14 protein-coding genes and 1 pseudogene are annotated in these 18,376 nt (G+C 70.5%); 5 read left to right on the forward strand and 10 right to left on the reverse strand.

The features are described 5' to 3' along the window. Nucleotides 1-129 precede the first annotated feature (129 nt). Together ACIQAC_RS06055 and ACIQAC_RS06060 are read right to left on the reverse strand one after the other, a co-directional pair. On the reverse strand, nucleotides 130-1,602 hold the full coding sequence (locus ACIQAC_RS06055; RefSeq protein WP_402187464.1) for a dihydrolipoamide acetyltransferase family protein: 1,473 nt from the start codon (nucleotides 1,600-1,602) through the stop codon (nucleotides 130-132). 1 nt (nucleotide 1,603) lies between these two features. Further along, nucleotides 1,604-3,784 (reverse strand): thiamine pyrophosphate-dependent enzyme, encoded by a 2,181-nt coding sequence (locus tag ACIQAC_RS06060; protein WP_402187466.1) that lies wholly within the window; start codon nucleotides 3,782-3,784, stop codon nucleotides 1,604-1,606. Nucleotides 3,785-3,924: 140 nt separating this feature from the next. Here ACIQAC_RS06060 and ACIQAC_RS06065 point away from each other — a divergent pair, with 140 nt between their 5' ends. Both ACIQAC_RS06065 and ACIQAC_RS06070 read left to right on the forward strand, forming a co-directional pair. Further along, nucleotides 3,925-4,419: a VOC family protein gene (locus ACIQAC_RS06065; RefSeq protein WP_402187468.1), complete on the forward strand. Its 495-nt coding sequence runs from the start codon at nucleotides 3,925-3,927 to the stop codon at nucleotides 4,417-4,419. Then, nucleotides 4,416-5,123 carry a GntR family transcriptional regulator gene (locus tag ACIQAC_RS06070; protein WP_402187470.1) on the forward strand — a complete coding sequence of 236 codons (708 nt, stop codon included), beginning with the start codon at nucleotides 4,416-4,418 and terminating at the stop codon, nucleotides 5,121-5,123. Before ACIQAC_RS06065 ends, ACIQAC_RS06070 begins: the two co-directional genes overlap by 4 nt. Nucleotides 5,124-5,144: 21 nt before the next feature. On the opposite strand, the gene ACIQAC_RS06075 is transcribed toward ACIQAC_RS06070, so the two are convergent. The 3 genes from ACIQAC_RS06075 to ACIQAC_RS06085 are packed head-to-tail and all read right to left on the reverse strand — an operon-like array spanning nucleotide 5,145 to nucleotide 8,851. After that, nucleotides 5,145-6,599: an NAD-dependent succinate-semialdehyde dehydrogenase gene (locus ACIQAC_RS06075; protein ID WP_402187472.1), complete on the reverse strand. Its 1,455-nt coding sequence runs from the start codon at nucleotides 6,597-6,599 to the stop codon at nucleotides 5,145-5,147. 27 nt (nucleotides 6,600-6,626) lie between these two features. Next, nucleotides 6,627-7,889 (reverse strand): M24 family metallopeptidase, encoded by a 1,263-nt coding sequence (locus tag ACIQAC_RS06080; RefSeq protein WP_402187474.1) that lies wholly within the window; start codon nucleotides 7,887-7,889, stop codon nucleotides 6,627-6,629. Further along, a complete protein-coding gene (locus tag ACIQAC_RS06085; protein WP_402187476.1) occupies nucleotides 7,886-8,851 on the reverse strand; it encodes an NAD(P)-dependent oxidoreductase in 966 nt (321 codons plus the stop codon). Before ACIQAC_RS06085 ends, ACIQAC_RS06080 begins: the two co-directional genes overlap by 4 nt. Before the next feature lie 247 nt (nucleotides 8,852-9,098). Between ACIQAC_RS06085 and ACIQAC_RS06090 the strand changes: the two genes are divergently transcribed. After that, nucleotides 9,099-10,010 (forward strand): ABC transporter substrate-binding protein, encoded by a 912-nt coding sequence (locus ACIQAC_RS06090; RefSeq protein WP_402187478.1) that lies wholly within the window; start codon nucleotides 9,099-9,101, stop codon nucleotides 10,008-10,010. A 390-nt stretch (nucleotides 10,011-10,400) separates the two neighbouring features. After that, complete coding sequence (locus ACIQAC_RS06095; RefSeq protein WP_402187481.1) at nucleotides 10,401-11,423, forward strand: LacI family DNA-binding transcriptional regulator; 1,023 nt, start codon at nucleotides 10,401-10,403, stop codon at nucleotides 11,421-11,423. Nucleotides 11,424-11,426: 3 nt separating this feature from the next. On the opposite strand, the gene ACIQAC_RS06100 is transcribed toward ACIQAC_RS06095, so the two are convergent. From ACIQAC_RS06100 to ACIQAC_RS06110, 3 genes and pseudogenes are all read right to left on the reverse strand, one after another. Beyond that, on the reverse strand, nucleotides 11,427-12,938 hold the full coding sequence (locus ACIQAC_RS06100; RefSeq protein ID WP_402187482.1) for an aldehyde dehydrogenase family protein: 1,512 nt from the start codon (nucleotides 12,936-12,938) through the stop codon (nucleotides 11,427-11,429). A gap of 1,453 nt (nucleotides 12,939-14,391) precedes the next feature. Next, nucleotides 14,392-14,752: pseudogene (locus ACIQAC_RS06105) on the reverse strand (DUF317 domain-containing protein); the annotation flags it as partial. A gap of 143 nt (nucleotides 14,753-14,895) precedes the next feature. Then, nucleotides 14,896-15,483 carry a helix-turn-helix domain-containing protein gene (locus ACIQAC_RS06110; RefSeq protein ID WP_402187484.1) on the reverse strand — a complete coding sequence of 196 codons (588 nt, stop codon included), beginning with the start codon at nucleotides 15,481-15,483 and terminating at the stop codon, nucleotides 14,896-14,898. Between the two features lie 85 nt (nucleotides 15,484-15,568). On the opposite strand from ACIQAC_RS06110, the gene ACIQAC_RS06115 reads away from it, so the two are divergent. Next, a complete protein-coding gene (locus ACIQAC_RS06115) occupies nucleotides 15,569-16,474 on the forward strand; it encodes an oxidoreductase (RefSeq protein WP_402187486.1) in 906 nt (301 codons plus the stop codon). A 129-nt stretch (nucleotides 16,475-16,603) separates the two neighbouring features. Here ACIQAC_RS06115 and ACIQAC_RS06120 read toward each other — a convergent pair whose 3' ends face one another. After that, nucleotides 16,604-17,311, reverse strand: coding sequence for an alpha/beta hydrolase (locus tag ACIQAC_RS06120; protein ID WP_402187489.1), 708 nt, complete (start codon nucleotides 17,309-17,311; stop codon nucleotides 16,604-16,606). 125 nt (nucleotides 17,312-17,436) lie between these two features. Beyond that, nucleotides 17,437-18,336 (reverse strand): zinc-binding alcohol dehydrogenase family protein, encoded by a 900-nt coding sequence (locus ACIQAC_RS06125; RefSeq protein WP_402187492.1) that lies wholly within the window; start codon nucleotides 18,334-18,336, stop codon nucleotides 17,437-17,439. Between the last annotated feature and the right edge of the window lie 40 nt (nucleotides 18,337-18,376).

Genomic DNA, 18,376 nt, shown 5'->3' on the forward strand with positions numbered 1-18,376 from the left:
GTTTCATGAAGAAAGGCTCACCACGTCAAGGACTAGGGCAAAAATGGTTCTAGTCCAGCCATTGCGGCCCATTGACAGGATTTCGATAGCTCGGTTCGTTCGACTGCACTGCAAACGAATGCAGCGAGGTCAGGCAAGGATCCGCACGGGCTCCTCCAGCACCGCGACGAACGCCCGCATCCACTCGGCGGCGAGGACGCCGTCCACCGCCCGGTGGTCCACCGAGAGCGTCACCCGCAGCACACTGCGGACCACCACCCGGCCCTTGACCGCCACCGGTTCCTCGTGTGCCGCGCCGACGGCGAGGATCGCCGACTGGGGCGGGTTGATGATCGCGGCGAACTCCTCGGTGCCGTACATCCCGAGGTTGGTCACCGTCAGCGCTCCGCCCTCCAGCTCCTCCTGCCGCAGCCGGCCGTCACGGGCCCGGGCGGCGAAGTCCCGCACACCTGCCGAGACCGCGGAGACGGTCATGCTGTCGACGCCCCGCAGCACCGGGGTGACCAGGCCCCGTTCGGTGACCATGGCGACCGAGACGTCGACCGCGGTGAATCGCCGCAGCGCGCCGGGCAGCCACACCACGTTCATCGCGGGCACCAGCGTGTGGGCGCGTGCCGCCGCCTTGACCACCAGGTCGTTCACCGAGATCCGCAGGTCGCCCGGACCGTTGAGCCGGGTGCGCAGCGCGAGCAGCCGGTCGGCTCTGACCGTGGCCCGCAGATAGAAGTGCGGCACGTCCCGTTTGCTCTCGGTGAGCCGGGTGGCGATCGCGTTCCTCATCCGGGAGTGCGGGGTGTCTTCGTGGGCCGCGGGGTGGCGTGGACGGACTGGGGAGGGGGGCGTCGGGGACGGGGACGGGGGCGTCGGACCCGGGGACGGGGGCGTCGGACCCGGAGGCGGCGGGACGGTGCCGGGGACCGGCGGGACGGTGTTCGGGGCCGACGGCATGGTGGCCGAGTCCGGCGGGACGGTTTTCGAGGACTGCGGGGCGGCGTCCGACGGCGACGGGGCGGTGGTCCTCGCGTTCAGGGCCGCCTCCACGTCGCGGCGGGTGATCCGGCCGTGTGGTCCGGTCCCGGTGATCTCGTCCAGCGGCAGACCCGCGTCGCGTGCGACCCGGCGCGCGAGCGGACTGGAGAAGATCCGCCGGCTCCCTCCGTCCGGGGAGGCGACGGCGGGCTCCTGCGGTGCAGCTGCCGCCGGTACGGGTGCCGCCGCGGGTGGGGCCGGATCCGGCGAGGAGTTCCGCGGAGGCGGCTCCGGGACGCGGGTGTCCGGGACCGTACGCCGCTCCGGTGCGGTCCCCTCCGGCGCCACGACCCCGAGTTCCGCCAGGACCGCGTCGACGTCCACGGGCTGCTCCCCCGGGCCGCCCAGCAGCGCGATCGGCGCGCCGACGTCGACCTGGGAGCCGGCCGGCACCAGAAGGCGCAGGACGACTCCGGCGGCCTCGGCCTCGACCTCGACCACCGCCTTGTCCGTCTCCACCGCCGCGATGGGGTCGGCGGCCTCGAACTGTGCCTGGTCCGCGACGAACCACTCGTGCAGGACCGCTTCCGTCACGTTCGCGGCCACCTCGGGCATACGCAGTACGTGCGCCATCTCAGAACCCCGTCATCTCGCGCAGCTTCGCGGCGACTTCGTCGCTCCGGGCGATCGCGGCCCGTTCCAGCACCTTGCTGATGCTCGGGGACGCCTCCCCGCCGGTGACCCGCTCCACGGGGTGGTCGAGCCAGTCGAAGAGCCGGCGCTGGATCTCGTCGGCGAGCCAGCCGCCGTAGGACGTGCCGGGTGGGCCCTGCTCGGCGATGAGGACCCGTCCGGTCTTGCGGACGCTCGCGCCGATGGTGTCCCAGTCGATGCTCGCCCGGTCCAGCCAGCGCAGGTCGATCACCTCGGCGTCCACGGAACCGAGCCGCTCCACCGCTTCCAGGGCGTGCGCGACCATCGCCAGGTAGGTGATCACGGTGACCTCCGAGCCGGTGCGCCGCACCGCGGCCCGGCCGACCGGCAGGCAGTAGTCCAGGTCGTCCACCGGCCCGGCACCCACGGACGTGTACAGGTCGACGTGCTCCAGCACGACCACGGGGTCCTTGCAGCGCAGCGCGCTGTTCATCAGCCCCACGTAGTCGAACGGAGTGGTCGGGGCGACGATGCGCCAGCCCGGCGCGGTGGCGAACACGCCGGCCGGGTCCATCGAGTGCTGCGAGCCGTATCCGGTGCCCATGGCGACCTTGCTGCGCAGGACGAGGGGTACGTCGCCCTCGCCGCCGAACATGTGGCGCGCCTTGCCGATCTGGTTGAACAACTGGTCGGCGGCCACCCACATGAAGTCGGCGTACATGAACTCCACGACCGGGCGGAACCTGCCGTCCAGGGCGATCCCGCCGCCCAGGCCGGTGAACGCGTTCTCGCTGATCGGGGTACCGAGGATCCGGTCGGGGAAGCGCTCCTTCAACCCGCGGGTGGCCCCGTTGGTGCCGCCGTTGAGCCGGTGCACGTCCTCGCCGAGGACAACGACCGACTCGTCGGTCTCCATCCGGCGTCCCAGGACGGCCGCGACGGCGTCGACCAGCCGCTGCTCCGCCAGCTCGCCCTGGTAGGAGTCCGGTTCGGCGAAGCGCGCGTCGGCGAACTCGGTGAGGTCCCCGCGGATCCCGACGTCGGCGAACGCCGGGTCGGGCCACTCGGCCGGCCTGATCCTGCGCTCCCCCGGTTTGCCGCCCGGCAGGGGCTCCAGCAGGATGTCGCCGGTCTCCGCCATGCACCGGGCGGCGCGCGCGGTGGTCTCCGCGATCTCGTCCCGCGTCATCAGGCCACGCCTGACCAGGTGGGCGGCGACCTGGTCGATGGGGTCGCGGGCGCGCCAGCTCCGTTCCTCCTCCTTGGACCGGTAGCCGAAGGAGGAGCCGGGGAAGCCGCCGTTCTGGTGGAAGTACCGGTAGGTGTCGGCCTCGATCATCGTGGGGCCGTGTCCCGCCCTCATGTGGGCGACGGCCTCCCGCATGGCCAGGTGTACGGCGAGGGGGTCCATCCCGTCGACCTTCCAGCTGGGGATGGCGAACCCCTGCCCCCGGGCGGAGAGCCGCGGTTCGCCCGTGGCCTCGGCCACGTTGGTGGACACCGCGTAGAGGTTGTTCTCGATGAAGAAACAGACCGGCAGTCGCCAGGCCGAGGCGAGGTTGAACGTCTCCAGGGTGGAGCCGATGTTGACGGCGCCGTCCCCGAAGTAGGTGACGGCCACGTCCTCGGTGCCCGCCTGCCGGGCGGCCCAGGCGTATCCGGCGGCCAGCGGGACCCCGCCGCCGACGATGGCGTTGGTGCCGACCGCGCCCGCCTCGTGCCACTGGAGGTGCATCGAGCCGCCGCGTCCGTGGCTCCAGCCGCGGTCCAGGCCGCAGATCTCCGCCAGGGTGCGGAGCAGGAGCTCGCGGATCTCGGGAGCGGGGTCGGCCGTCGGGTCCAGGCCCTTGGGCGCCACGTGGTGGAGTGCCTTGGCGAGGAACTGGTGGTGACCGCGGTGGGAGCCGTTGACGGCGTCCGCCGAGGTGAGCGCGAGGACGGAGCCGACGGCGCCGCCCTCCTGCCCGATGCTGGAGTGCGCCGGACCGTGGACCAGGCCGGCTCCGGCCAGTTCGAGTACGTACTCCTCGAAGGACCGGACCAGAGCGAGCTGGCTGAACATGGTGCGCAGCAGCTCGGGGGACGCCGCGTCCCAGTCCGCCTCCGTGGCGACGACCTCGACCCAGGGAGATGCGGGTTCGAGCTTTCGGTGCTGTGTCACGGCCAGCCTCCTCAATCGTTTGCAGTGGCAGGCTGCCACAGGATTGGATCCATAATCCATAGACGTGTAGTACTCAGATCATGATTTTTCTGGAATCATGCGCCATGACCTTCATGGCTACTCAGCAGATGGGATCCAATATGGCCATTCCAGGGTTGAAGCGTCTGGACCACATCGGATTCACGGTGCCCGACCTGGAGGAGGCGACCCGCTTCCTCGTCGACGTCCTCGGGTGCGAGTACCTCTACTCGCTCGGGCCGTTCCGCGGCGAGGACGACTGGATGCGCGACCACCTGAACGTGGATCCCCGGGCGGAGGTGCGGGAGAACCGCTTCTTCCGCTGCGGCGACCAGGCCGTCTTCGAGGTGTTCGACTACACCGCCCCCGACCGCGAGGAGGTCCCGCCGCGCAACAGCGACGTGGGCGGCCACCATGTCGCCCTGTACGTGGACGACCTCGACGAGGCCGTCGCCTACCTGCGCGACCGCGGGGTCCGGGTGCTGGCCGGTCCCACGGCGAGCCGGGGCCCCGCGGAGGGCAACCGCTGGATCTACTTCCTCGCCCCCTGGGGCATGCAGTTCGAACTCGTCTCCTACCCCCAGGGCAAGGCCTTCGACAGGACGCGGCAGCGGTGACCCGCCCGCATCCCGCCGCCGGCGCCCCGGACTCCGTGCCCGCAGCCGCGCCCGCGGCCGCCACGAGCACAAGGGTGGCCGCCTATCTGCGGGAGGCGATCCTCAGCGGCGCCATCGCACCCGGCACCCGCATCCGGCAGGAGGAGATCGCCGAACGGCTCGGGGCGAGCCGGCTGCCCGTCCGCGAGGCCCTGCGGATCCTGGAGGCGGAGGGCCTGACCGAACACGAGGCCAACCGGGGTGCCCGGGTCCCCCGGCTGACCGCGCGGGAGGCCGACGTCGTCTACCGGATGCGCGAACGGCTCGAACCGCTCGCGCTCGCCCAGAGCATCCCGGCGCTGGCACCGGCCGCGGTCGAGCGGCTCGCCGACGTCCAGCGGCGTATCGAGGCGACCACGGATCTCGGCGAGTTCCTCGACCTCGACCGGGAGTTCCATCTGGGTTCCTACGCGGGATGCCCGGTCCAGCAGCTCACCGCGACGGTCACCCGGCTCTGGAACTCCACCCAGCACTACCGCCGGGCGTACGTGGCGCTCAGCGGCCCGGACCGGATGTGGGTGATCAACGCGGAGCACCGGCTCATCCTCGACGCGGTGGAACGCGGTGACACCGACGGGGCCGAGCAGTGCCTCGGCGGCCATATCCGGCGCACCCGGATCGCGCTCGGCCGGCACCCCGAGATCTTCGCGGAGACCTCGCGCTGACGGGTGGAGCCGCTGCCGCGTTCACCAGGCGACCGCGATGTACTTCGACTCCATGTAGTCCAGGACTCCCTCGTGTCCGCCCTCCCGGCCGATCCCGCTCTCCTTGGTGCCGCCGAAGGGCGCGGCGGGGTCACTGACGAGTCCCCGGTTCAGTCCGACCATGCCGGAGTCGAGCGCCTCGCTGATCCGCAGACCACGCGCGAGGTCGCCGGTGTAGACGTACGAGACGAGTCCGTACTCGGTGTCGTTGGCCAGCCGGACGGCCTCCGCCTCGGTCTCGAACGTGACGAGCGGGGCCACCGGTCCGAAGATCTCCTCCCGCAGGATCGGGGCGTCGGACGGCACGTCCACCAGGACGGTCGGCTCGTAGAAGAAGCCCTGGCGGTCGGGGCGCCGGCCACCGACGACCGCCCGCGCTCCGGCGGCCACCGCGGAGCGCACAAGGGAGTCCACCTTGGCGACGGTGTCCTCGTTGACCAGCGGTCCCACCTCGGTGTCCGCGTCGGCACCGGGGCCGATCCGGATCTCCCGCATCCGCCGGGCGAGCCGGGCGCCGAACTCCTGCGCGACGGACGCCTCGACGTAGAAGCGGTTGGCCGCGGTGCACGCCTCACCGCCGTTGCGCATCTTGGCGACCATCGCGCCGTCGACCGCGGCGTCGAGGTCGGCGTCGGCGAACACCAGGAACGGCGCGTTCCCGCCCAGTTCCATCGAGCAGTTGACCACCTGGTCGGCGGCCTCCTTGAGCAGCAGCCTGCCGACCTCGGTGCTGCCGGTGAAGGACAGCTTGCGCACCCGCGGGTCGTGGAGCATCGCCGACACCACCGCGGAGGACCTGCGGGAGGGTACGACGTTGACCACCCCCGGCGGAACACCGGCCTCCGCCAGGATCGCCGCCATCGCCAGGGCGGTCAGCGGAGTGTCGCTCGCCGGCTTGAGGATCACCGTGCAGCCGGCCGCGAGCGCCGGTCCGATCTTGCGGGTGGCCATCGCCGCGGGGAAGTTCCAGGGGGTGACGAGCACCGCGATCCCGACGGGCTGTTGGACGACCAGGATCCGGTTCGCCCCGGAGGGCGCGGTCAGCACCGTGCCGTACGCACGGACCGCCTCCTCCGCGTACCAGCGGAAGAACTCCGCCGCGTAGGCGACCTCGCCGCGGGCGTCCGGGAGTGCCTTGCCGTTCTCCAGGGTCACCAGCCGGGCGAGTTCCTCGGCCCGCTCCGTCATCAGTTCCCAGCCGCGCCGCAGGATCTCGGAGCGTTCCCGGGGCGGGGTGGCCGCCCAGTCCGCCGCGGCCTTCTCGGCGGCGTCGACGGCGTGGAGCGCGTCCGCCGGCGTGCCGTCCGCCACGGTCGTAATGATCCGGTCCGTCGCGGGGTCGCGGACCTCGAAACGGCCGCCCTCCGAGGCCTCGGTCCACTTGCCTCCGATGTACAGCTCGGTCCGGCCCGCCGGGTCCGGGAGTCCGTAGTCCATGGTCAAGCACCTTTCACACGGTCGTGCTCAGTAGGCGTTGGCGACAACCAGGTCCTGGGCCGGGAACAGGGTCAGGACGCGCGGGCCGTCGGGGGTGACGACGACCTCCTCCTCGATCCTGGCGGCCGAGAAGCCGTCGCCGGCGGGGCAGTAGGTCTCCAGCGCGAACACCATCCCGACCTGGAGTTCGACGGGTTCGCGCATGCTGTTCAGCCGGGAGATGACCGGCCGCTCGTGCAGACCGAGGCCGAGCCCGTGGCCGAACTGGAGGCCGAACGCGGCCATCTCGTTCTCGAAGCCGAACTCCTCGGCCCGGGGCCAGACGGCCGCGACCTCGTCCGTGCCCGCTCCGGGCTTCACCGCCTCGATCGCGGCGTCCATCCAGCCGCGGGCCCTGGTGTAAGCGTCGCGCTGGGAGGCGGTGGCACTGCCCACCCCGAAGGTGCGGTAGTAGCAGGTCCGGTAGCCGTTGAAGGAGTGGATGATGTCGAAGAACGCCTGGTCGCCGGGGCGGATCAGCCGGTCCGAGAAGTTGTGCGGATGCGGGTTGCAGCGCTCGCCCGAGACCGCGTTGACCGCCTCGACCTGGTCCGACCCCATCTCGTAGAGCCGCTTGTTCGCCAGCGCCACGATCTCGTTCTCCCGGATGCCCGGCTTCAGGACGTCCACGATGTCCTGGTAGACGCCGTCGACCATGGCCGCCGCCTGGGTCAGCAGCATGATCTCGTCCGGGGACTTGATCTGGCGCGCGTCCAGCATCAGTTGCTGCGCGTCCACCACCCGCAGGCCCTGCCGCTGCATCTCGAAGAGGAACGCCGGTTCGACGATGTCGACGCCGACCGGGGCGTCGGCGACTCCGGCGTCCACCAGCAGCCCCTTGATCTGGCGGACCGCCGACTCCATCAGGCCGGCACTGGGTGCGATGGCTCCGCGCAGGCCCAGCATGCCCGCGTGGCAGTTCGCGGGGTCCAGCCACGGGGCGTACAGCCGGTGGTGGCGGGCCGCGGAGCCGAAGTCCCACAGCATCGGCTCGCCGCCGCGGGTGAGCAGCGCGTAGCGGGTCATCTTGTCGCCGAGCGCCCCGCCGATCCAGGTCTGCGTGGTGTAGCGGATGTTGTAGAAGTCGAAGAGCAGGAAGGCTCCGCACTCGCTCGCCCCGAGCGACTCCCTGACCCGCGCGAGCCGGTACTCCCTGAGCCGGTCGAAGTCGACCCGCTGCTCGTAGTCGACGGCCATGTGCCCCGGCGCCGCCATGGGCGCGAGCTGCGCGGCGCCGGGACCGGCGGTCACAGCGCGACCTCGTCGGCCCCGCCGAGGCCGTCGTCGACGGCCACGTTCTCGGGGCTGAGCTTGAGGGCGGAGTTCTGGGCCTGGAGGTCCAGCAGGATGGCGAAGTCCTCCTCCACCCGTCCGCTGCCGACGCTGGCCTGCACCAGCTGGGCGGTGGCCGCGGCGAGCGGCATCGGCACGTCAAGCTCGCGGGCCGCCGCCAGTCCGAGGTCGAAGTCCTTGCGCAGCAGTACGGGTGTGAACGTCGGCGTGTAGTCCAGGTTCACGAACGCGGGTGCCTTGTACCGGGTGAACTGGGACCCCATGACGCTGTTGTTGAGGAAGTCGAGGAACGCCGCACGGCTGACGCCCCCCTTCTCCGCGAGCACGGTGATCTCGGCCAGGGACTGGGTGACCACACCGAGGAACAGGTTGTGGCAGATCTTCACCAGCCGCGCCACGTCGCCGTCACCGGCGTAGGTCACCGACCGCGCGATCCGCCGCAGGAAGGGCTCCACACGCGCGTACGTCTCCTCGGGGCCGGAGGCGACCATGCTGAGCTCTCCGGCGCGGACCACCCTGCCGTTTCCGCTGACCGGAGCGGCGACGAAGGCGACACCGCGCTCGGTGCAGGCGGCGCGGATCGCCTCCGAGGACGCGGTGGACACCGTCGAGCAGTCGACGACGGTGCCGGGCAGCCGGGTGGTGTCCTGGAGCAGTCCGCCCTCGCCGAGCAGGACCTCCTCCAGGTCGGCCGGTGTCGAGACCATGGTGAACACGATGTCCAGGCCGCGGAGTTCGGCCACCGTGTCGGCGACGGCGCAGTGGTGCGCGGTCAGGGGCTCGGCCTTCGCCCGGGTGCGGTTCCAGACCGTCACGGTCGCGCCGGCGTCGCCGAGGCGGGCCGCCATGGCCGCGCCCATCCGCCCGGCTCCGATCCAGCCGAGTCGCAGCTCGGGCAGGTCGGTCGAGGTGTTGTTCATGAGCCACTCCTGCAATCGATTGCATCGCGGGTCGCAGCAGAGCGCACGACGACCGCTCTGCAAACGACTGCAAGCTTCGACCGAGCGCAAGCTCCGCGTCAAGCGTCGGGAGGCACTGGATATACTGAAGCACCCCGATAACGTCGCCCTCGGTCGGCACACAGGGTGGTCACCAGATGCTGCAAACGACTGCACTCAGCAGGTAAACTCTGCTCGACTGGTGGCCGAGGGATCCCGGGAGACAGCGATGAACACGACTCTGGTGACGGGAGAGTTCACACCGTCCGTGCTGCTCTCACTGGCGGATCGCTCCGGGCGGCTGGAGCGGGCCGGACTCACGGTGGAGCGGGTCCCGGTGACCTCGTCCCCCGCGCAGTTCCGCTCGCTCCTGGCGGGCGAGCTCGATGTGGCGCTGACCAGCCCGGACAACGTGATCGCCTACCGGTTCGTCCCCGACAACCCGCTCGGCGCCCGGGCGGACGTACGTATCGTCTCCGCCGTCGACCGAGGCATGGGCCTGGCGCTCTACGGCCGTCCGGGCCTCGGCGGCGCGGAACAGCTGCGCGGGGCGGTGGTGGGGGTGGACGTCCCCACGTCCGGCTTCGCCCTCGCCCTCTACGCCCTGGCCGACTCCCTGGGCGTGGGGCGCGAGGAGTACGAGGTGACCGCGCTCGGCTCGACCCCCAAGCGGCTGCGTGCCCTCCTCGACGGCGAGTGCGACGCCACCATGCTCAACGCGGGCAACGAACTCGTCGCCGAGGCGGCCGGGTGCCGGAGACTGGCCGCCGTCGCGGACGTCTGCCCGCCCTACCTGGGTACGGTCGTGGGTGTCGCCGGTGAGCGCTGCCTGGCGCCCGCGCACCTGCTGGCCGGCGTGCTCCGGGACACCGCGCGCGCCGTGGTCGCCGGTGAACTCGACGAGGAGGCCACGGCCGAGGCGGCTGGGCTCCTCGGACTCGAACCCGGACCGGCCCGGCAGTACCTGGCCAGGATGAAGGACCCGCGCGAGGGCCTCGTCACCGAGGCGGACGTGGACCGTGCGGCACTGGCGACCCTGGTCGGACTGCGGCAGCGCTACCTGCCGGTGTCGCAGAACGGCACGGACGCGCTCGCCGCCGCGCTCGACCCCGGCGCCGGTCTGATCGCCGACCTGCCCTGACCCCACGAGGTCCCGACCGCCCCGCGGTCACGACCGCCTGACCATGGCCCACCCGACCCGCGGCCCCTCGCCCATTGACCACGACCACCTGTCCCGCGACCGCCACCCATTGACCACGACCACCCGCCGCGCGACCGCCGCTCATCAACCACGACCACCCGCCGCGCGACCGCCACCGATTGACCACGCCCCGGCCACCCGGCGCCCACCCCGCGCCACGACCCAGCACCCGATGGCCGTCACCCGTCACCCGTCCCACGCCACGACCCACCCCCGCCCCGTGCTCGCCACCCACCCCGCACCACGGTCCACCCACCCCGCGCCACGGTCCACCCACCCCGTGTCCGCCACCCCGGCGACCTTGTCGCCTACGACCCCTAGGATTCAGCTGTGCAGAAACCAACGCTCCGGGACGTGGCACAGGCCGCGGGTGTTCATGTCGCCACGGCGTCACGGGCGCTCAACCCCAACACCCGGTCGCTGGTGAACGCCGACACCGCCCGGCGGGTCAGCCGCGCCGCCAAGTCCCTCGGCTACCGCCCCAATCCGATCGCCCGCAGCCTGAAGACGGCGAAGTCGCTCACGGTCGGTGTGGTCCTGCCCGATCTGACCAACCCGCTGTTTCCCCCGATCGTCCGGGGCATCGACGACCTGCTCGGCCCCGCCGGGTACAGCGCGCTCATCGTCAACACGGACAACGACCCGGCGCGGGAGAAGGCCCAGATCGACTCCCTGCGCTCGCGCCAGGTCGAGGGGCTGATCGTCGCCACGGCCCGGCTGAACCACCCGCTGCTCACCGAACTGCACCAGCAGGACGTGAAGATGGTGCTGGTCAACCGGCGCACGGACCATCTCGACGTGTCCTCCGTCGTGCCGGACGACGCGGCGGGGATCGCACAGGCCGTCGCGCACCTCGCCCGGCTCGGGCACCGCCGCGTCCTGCACCTCGCCGGACCGGCCACCACCTCCACGGGCATCACCCGGGCCCGCAGTTTCCGCAACGCGGTACGTGAGTTCGACCTCGTCCAGGACCCGGCGCTGATCGCACCCTGCGACTTCTGGGCCGAGGCCGAGGGCGCCCGTGCGATGCGCGCGGCTCTCGACGCCGGTACCGAGTTCACGGCCGTCATCGCGGGCAACGACCTGCTCGCCCTCGGCGCCTACGACGTCTGCGGCGAGCGCGGCATCGCCTGCCCCGACGACATCAGCATCGTCGGTTTCAACGACATGCCCTTCCTCGACAAGCTGCGCCCCGCGCTGACCACCGTCGCGGTGCCGCACCAGCAGATCGGTGTGGAGGCGGCCCGGATGCTGCTGGAGGCGATCGACGGACCGGCCAGGCCGGCGCGCTCGGTGCTGCTGCCGGTCTCCCTCGTCGTGCGGGCGTCGACGAGGAAGCCGGCGGCCGGCTGACGCTCAGTCCCGCGGCGGCCAGGTGGGGATCTCGCCGCGGCCCGACGGGAACCGGACGTTCTTGGAGCGGACGAACTCGTGGAGTGTCTCCAGCGCGTTCTCCCGCCCGAACCCGCTGCCCTTGACCCCGCCGAAGGGCGAGCCGAGGAAGGCCCGGCGCATGTAGTTGTTCACGAACACCATCCCGACCTCGAGCCGTGCGGCGATACGCCAGGCCCGGGCCTCGTCGGTGGTGCAGATGGCGGCGGTCAGCCCGTACGCGGTCCCGTTGCAGACGTCGATCGCCTCGTCCTCGTCGGAGAAGCGCATCACGCACGCGACGGGCCCGAAGATCTCCTCCTGGGCCAGGGTCATGTCGGCGGTGACGTCGGCCAGTACGGTCGGCGGGACCCAGTAGCCGCCGCTGAGCCGCTCGTCGGTGGGGAGCTTCCCCTGGGTCACCAGCCGGGCGCCCTCGTCGAGTCCGGTCCGCAGATGGGCCAGGACCTTGTCCCGCTGCCGGGCGTCGACCATCGGACCCACGTCCGTGGCCGCGTCCAGCCCGTCGCCCACCACGAGCCGCTCGGTGGCGGCGGCGAACCGCTCCAGGAACGCGTCGTGCACGGAGTCGTGCACGAGGATCCTCGCCGTCGACGTACACGCCTCGCCCTGGTTGTAGAACATGCCCTCCAGCGCCACGTCGACCGCCACGTCCAGATCGGCGTCGGCGAGGACGAGGAGCGCGTTCTTGCCACCCAGCTCCATGGTCGCGTACGTCAGGTTGCGCGCCGCGCTCTCGAGGACGCGCCGGCCCGTCTCGGTCGCCCCGGTGAAGGTGATGCGCTCCACCTGGGGATGCCCCGCCAGCGCCTTGCCCGCCTCGACACCGGGTACGGCGTTGAGCACCCCCGGGGGCAGGATCTCGTTCGCGAGCTCCACCAGCCGCAGCACGGTCAGCGGCGCCTGCTCACCCGGCTTGACCACGACCACGTTGCCCGCCGCGAGCGCGGGCGCGCACTTCTTGGTGAAGTGGATCGGCGGCCAGTTGAACGGCAGGATCGCGGCGACCACCCCGTACGGCTCGTACACCACGCGGGCCTCGATCGGCCCCTGGTCCAGGATCTCCCCGCGGAGGGTGTCGGCGAGTCCGCCGTAGTAGTCGTATCCGGCGTGGCTGTAGGAGAGGTCGAAGCGCAGCGCGTCACGGCGCGGCTTGCCCACCTCGCGCGCCTCGATCTCGGCCAGCTCCTCGACATGCTCGCGGATCTTCGCGGCGACCTGGTGCAGCAGCCGGCCGCGCTCGCGCGGCGGGGTGTCACGCCAGCTCTTCAGGGCGCGGCGGGCGTCGGCGACCGCCAGGTCGACCAGGGCCGTTCCGCCGGAGACCACTTCGGCGAGCGGCCGGCCGGTGGCCGCCTCCGTCACCGTGAAGGTGTCGTCGTTCCCGGGATCGACGAACTTGCCGCCGACGAACGCACCCCACACCTCCCGCCCGGCCGGTGGACGAGGGGCTGCATCGGACGCGGTTGTACTCATACCGGCTCCTCACAGGGGGCTCGAAAGACGGCGCAGCGCGAACTCCGACCGTGGGAGCATCTCCACCCAAAGCATCACTGCAACCGATTGCAGACGCTAGCCCAGTCCGGAAATGAACGTCAAGACTCCGGGCCGGTCCCACCTGGCCCGGACAACGACGGAGGGCCGGTCTCGGATGCTCCCGAAACCGGCCCTCTGTGACGACTGTCTCCAGTCGGGACGACAGGATTTGAACCTGCGACCCCTTGACCCCCAGGAGTGGGCGTCGAGAGTATTTTATGGACATAAAGTAATTAACTGTGCCGTAGTGCGTGCGTGGACGACTGCCTCGTGCACAATCGCGCACGCTGTATGGTCCCCAACTGGTCCCCACCGCGACGATGACTCTGCCGCCGGGGCGGTTTGTGAGGCATGCCGACGCCGTGGCCAGGGCGCGGCCAGCTGGACACCCTCGGACGCTGCCGCAAACGTTTCGCTACTCCGCGGACGTCATATCCAGCCTCGGCTGCACCTGTCGGGTTCGACTCTGCAAGGGGCCTGTCCTTTGGAAGGGCTCCCAGACGGTAGCCCGCCACGTCACACCGGAAAGCTCACTTTCGGCAGTCCTCCCGACAACCTTGAACCGGCTGGTGCCCCGGTGTTCGGCAAAACCTGGGTAGGCGCTGTCGGCCACGACGGAGTACCTTCGGCTCGCAGATCCGGCCGACGATTGGACTACAGCCAGCGGCTCGGCCTGAGAGCGTCCCCACCAGCGCACGCGATTTCCACGGCACTGCGCCAGCGACCTGCCCGACCGCAGGTGCGCTCGGTGTTGACCCCATCTCGTCACGCGGAGCCCGGTCCCGCGCGACCAGCCAGTTTCATCGGATCACGCCACAAGGTGCATTCCCTCCGTTCCCGCTTTTCACGCGCCCCGACAAGACAGATCCGTGCAGCGAACACTGGTCCCCAACGCTGGCCCCCAAGGCAACGTTGCACGCCCTCTTACTGTTCGCGAGGAGAGGCTCGCCTCGACATCGCGGGGGCAATTGGCACGGCTTGCCCACCTCCCACTCCGGCGCCTCCGCTCCCATGCGGGTAGGCAGCGTGTTGTACCAGGATGGCGGGGCGTGTCCGGCCTGCCGAGCGTGCGTGTGCGCGACGCATGGCGCTATGCGGGTCCACGTCGACCCGCTCACCCCACGCCGTGCACCACCACGCGGCCATCTGCGCCCCAACTCCTCGCTCTGTTCCCATCGTTGCATCGAGCTGTCCCCACTTCACCCCACTTGCCCGCCTTGGGTCCGAAGGTGATCACCGGTGCTGGGCAGGCCCCACACCTTGTGCTCGTCACACGGGTCGGCCTCCTCTGACTCGATGGCTCGCCCGAGCCTCGGAGGGAAATGCCAGGAGCCCGGCCCCCATTCGGGAGGGCCGGGGCTTGTTCCGACTGGCTGAGGAGCGCCGTCGATCACTAGGCCGGCGCTCGCAACAGTCGTTCCCGAGTGGCCTCGGGCAGCACCCGGCGCAGGACGGGTGCAGTCGAGGTGAGGGAGGCGGCGAAGGCTGCCACGAGGTCGTCCGGAACGCTGGAACTGAAGGAGACTGCCCACAGGCAGGGGGCACCGAGTGCGGGCTCGGCCCATGCCTGCCATCCGGTCGGTCCCGCCTCGTCGGCCACGGTAGTCAGGGCACGCGGGTCGGCGTCCTGGATGAGGGGTGCGACCTCGCCGAGGCTGATGGGCGAGGTGAACGTCGGGTCCGTCGCCGCCCTGGGGCTGGTCGATGTCGCGGCGCCAGCCGTGTGCGGCGACGGCGTCGAGGACCTGCTCTGGGTCCGTGCCCCGGTCGACTGAGGAGCTACAGAGACCTGGCGGGCGGCAACGAATCCTCCGTATGGGGATTCGACATGATCTACAAGCGCCTCAACCGCCGCCTGAGTTCCGCCGCGAAAGGGCTGACGCTGCCACGATGGACTTCACCCCTGCCCACGCGGCCCAGCAGACGCGAGCGATCGCAATGCGAGGGTCACCCACCTCTCGCGCTCCTCCCGAGGCGTCAGGGCGGTGGGCGCATGGGTCAGCAGTAGTTCCACGTCGCTCACCGTGACATCGGGCCGGAGGTCACCGTCGCGGTGCGCGGCGGCGATCAGGTACTTCGTCACCGACTGCGCCTGAAGCTGCACCTCTGGCGGCAGACACGGGCCCCCCGCCGGGCTCAGTTCGCGAAGCAGACGCTCCTCGTTGACATCCACGACCGCTCGACGGAACAGCTCCGCGAGCTCTGCGTATCCGGTGCTGTGCCCCGCTTCGACATTTCTCACCGCCGCGGCATGTGTGTCCTCGATCTCCGCGCCCAGTTCGGCGAGCACGGCCTCCATGAGGTTCTGCTTCGCAGGGAAGTGGCGGTACACCGTGCCTACCGCCACCCCCGCCTCACGGGCGATCTCATCCATCTCGACGGCTAGTCCCCGGGTCACTATCAGCGACCGAGCAGCGCGTGTGATGCCTGCTCGATTGCGGACCGCATCTGCCCTCAGCCGTGGACCACCGCTCGCGCTTGCCATGGCGACAGCGTACCCGTCACTTGCAGAAGGTGAACGTGTGGTTCACTATAGAAACTGAACCACTGATTCATGTTAGGGGCAGGCAATGACCTCCTGGAACACGTCGAACATCCCCGACCTGACCGGCCGCACGGCCGTTGTGACAGGCGGGAACGCGGGTATCGGCTTCGAGACCGCCCGGGCCTTGGCAGAGCGTGGCGCCGAGGTGGTGCTGGCCTCTCGGAACGTGGACAGAACCAAGGCTGCCGCCGCTCAGATCACCGGGGATTTGCCCGGAGCCAGGGTCAGTGCCGTCGAGCTCGATCTCGGAGATCTGGCCTCGGTACGCGCTGCTGCCGAATACATCAAGGAGAGTTTCGAGAGCCTGGATCTGCTGATCAACAACGCGGGTGTGAACAAGACCACGGGCGATACCCGCGACGGATTCGAGACACAGTTCGGCATCAACCACCTCGGCACCTTCGCCCTGACTGGGCTCCTGATCGAACGGCTGCTGCCGGTCCGGGGTTCACGCGTGGTGACGGTGAGCAGCGTGGTGCATCGCACCGGGCGGCTGGACTTGTCAGACCTCACTTCCGCGGGCAACGACCACAAGAACTACGCCCGCTCCAAGTTGGCCAATCTCCTCTTCACCTATGAGCTGTCCCGGCGGTTGGCAGCTGCGGGTGCCCCCACACTGGCGACTGCCGCACACCCGGGCATCGCCAGCACCGACCTGTCCCGCAAGGACGCCCCTCCCGGCATCGACGCGTTCGCCAACAAGGTGCTTGGCAGGACCGCCGAGCGGGGAGCACTGCCGACCCTCCGGGCGGCGACCGATCCCACCGCCCCGGGCGGCGCGTTCTACGGCCCGGGCGGATTCCTCGGCCTCTTCGGTGACCCGGCAAAGGGCCAGTCCGCCGGCGCATCGCACGACAGGGAGCTCCAGCAGGGGCTGTGGGTTGTGTCCGAGCGCCTCACCGAGGTGACCTATCCCCTTCCGGCACTCTGACCGAGAGCATGGAGGCGGGGTCGGCCTGCTGAGAGGTGGGGCCCTTTGGCGGTGGCCTCACCAATGCCTGACTGTTCCTTGGCCCGGCCCCGTGCCCTCGAAGGGCTCTCCTGAGCCGGGCCCAACCGGTCAGCCCCTCGAAGACTCCGTCATCAGGATCTTCCCGAGCCGTGTCGACAGTTCGGCGGGGGCGGATAGGTACGGCGAGTGTCCGGTCGCCAGCCGCTCGACGTGCGAGGCATGGGCTGACATCGCTTCCTGGAGGGCCGGCGGGATCGCCCGGTCCTTCTCGCACACAATGTAGGTGGAGGGAATCGTCCGCCACGAGGCACGGCTCACCGGCTGTGCGAAAGACCGCAGGCTCTGGTCCACCAACTCCGCGAGGGCGGTCTCCGCGGCGGCATCCGTCAGGTCGCCGTACAGAGACGTGCGCGGGTCGTCGATCAGCGGGAAGATGCCGCTCTGGTCCTCGGGTGTGGGGAGCCGGTGTATGTCGTACATGGACTCGCCCTCAGCGGGCATATACGCCGCGAGATAGACGAGGTGTACGACATTGGCGTGACCGGCGGCCTCTTGCGTGACGGGGATACCCCCGTAGGAGTGAGCGAGAACGGCCACCGGTCCGTCGATGGTTCGGAGCTGATCGCCGATGGCGGCCGCATCTTCGTTCACGCCGGCCGTCCGGATGCCCTGCTCGCCGGAACTCGGCAGTTCCACCGTCCGGCTGTCCCAGCCGTCGGCGGCCAGTGCCTCCTGCAATGGGACCCAGCAGGAGGATTGGTGCCACGCCCCGTGCACCAGCAGCAGCGTGGGACGCCCGTCGTTCGTCTTTTCCATGGATGTCTTCCTCATTAGTCATGAACTGCGCTTGTCACGGGTGCCGTTGCTGACTCGTCGGCGGCAACTCGCCACGTGCGTCCGGCCGCCGGGGGTGTCTCAGTCGCCGATACTCGCGAGACTGCTCAGGCGGAAGTCGCCAACGCGTGTTCCTGGGGCATGAAGACCAGCCTCTGCCCGCTCGTCAGTCGCCTGCCCCAGGCCTCCTTCACCTCGGCCAGCGGAACAGTGACGGCCTCCGTACTCACGGCGGCTCCGGGCAGCAGCGCGATCAGTGACCGCAGCGCGGTGTCCACTCGGTCCGGGACGGCGGACCCGGCTCCGCTGCCGCGGATCTCGACGTTGATTCTGCGCAGGACATCGGAGGGCAGTGCGATGGATGGACCGGCCATGGACCCCACGGCCACCCACCGCAGCAACCGGCGCGGGTCAGGACGTCCGTCGGCGATGGCGGCGAGGGCCACCTCGGCCGGATGGCCCCACAGATAGTCGATCACGGCGTCGACATCCCCGGCGACGTCCTTGAGGGACGCGGCGACATCGTCGTCGCTCGCGTCGAGGGACACCGTGTGGTGAGCCCCTGCCCGGGACAGCTCCCGCAGCGCTTCTGCGTTGCGTCCGACGGCCACCACCTTGTCGGCGCCTCGCAGCAGGGCGAGTTGTACGGCGGCGCGGCCCGCGTTGCCTGTGGCCCCGAGGACCAGTACCTTGCCGCCGGCCTGGAGCTCCGCCCGCTCATACAGAGCCAGCCACGCCGAGATCATCGGATTCACCAGAGCGGCCGCCGTTGCCGGGCCCAGCCCGTCCGGAAGCGGAATGAGTGAGGATCGTGGCACCGCGGCTCGCTCGGCCATGCTGCCCTGCGGCGGCACGAGACCGGAGAAGTAAACCAGTGCCCCCGACTCCAGGCGCCCGACCCCGTCGTATCCGGGCACGAGCGGCAGTCGGTCTCCGCTGGTGGCGTGGGTGCCCCCCGCCACGGCCCGCACCAAAGGGTGCAGCGCGGCGGCCAGAACATCAACCACTACTTCTCCGGCCGACGGTTCGGGATCAGGAACGGCCTCA

The organism is Streptomyces sp. NPDC088387 (assembly GCF_044753385.1).
Taxonomy (GTDB): domain Bacteria; phylum Actinomycetota; class Actinomycetes; order Streptomycetales; family Streptomycetaceae; genus Streptomyces.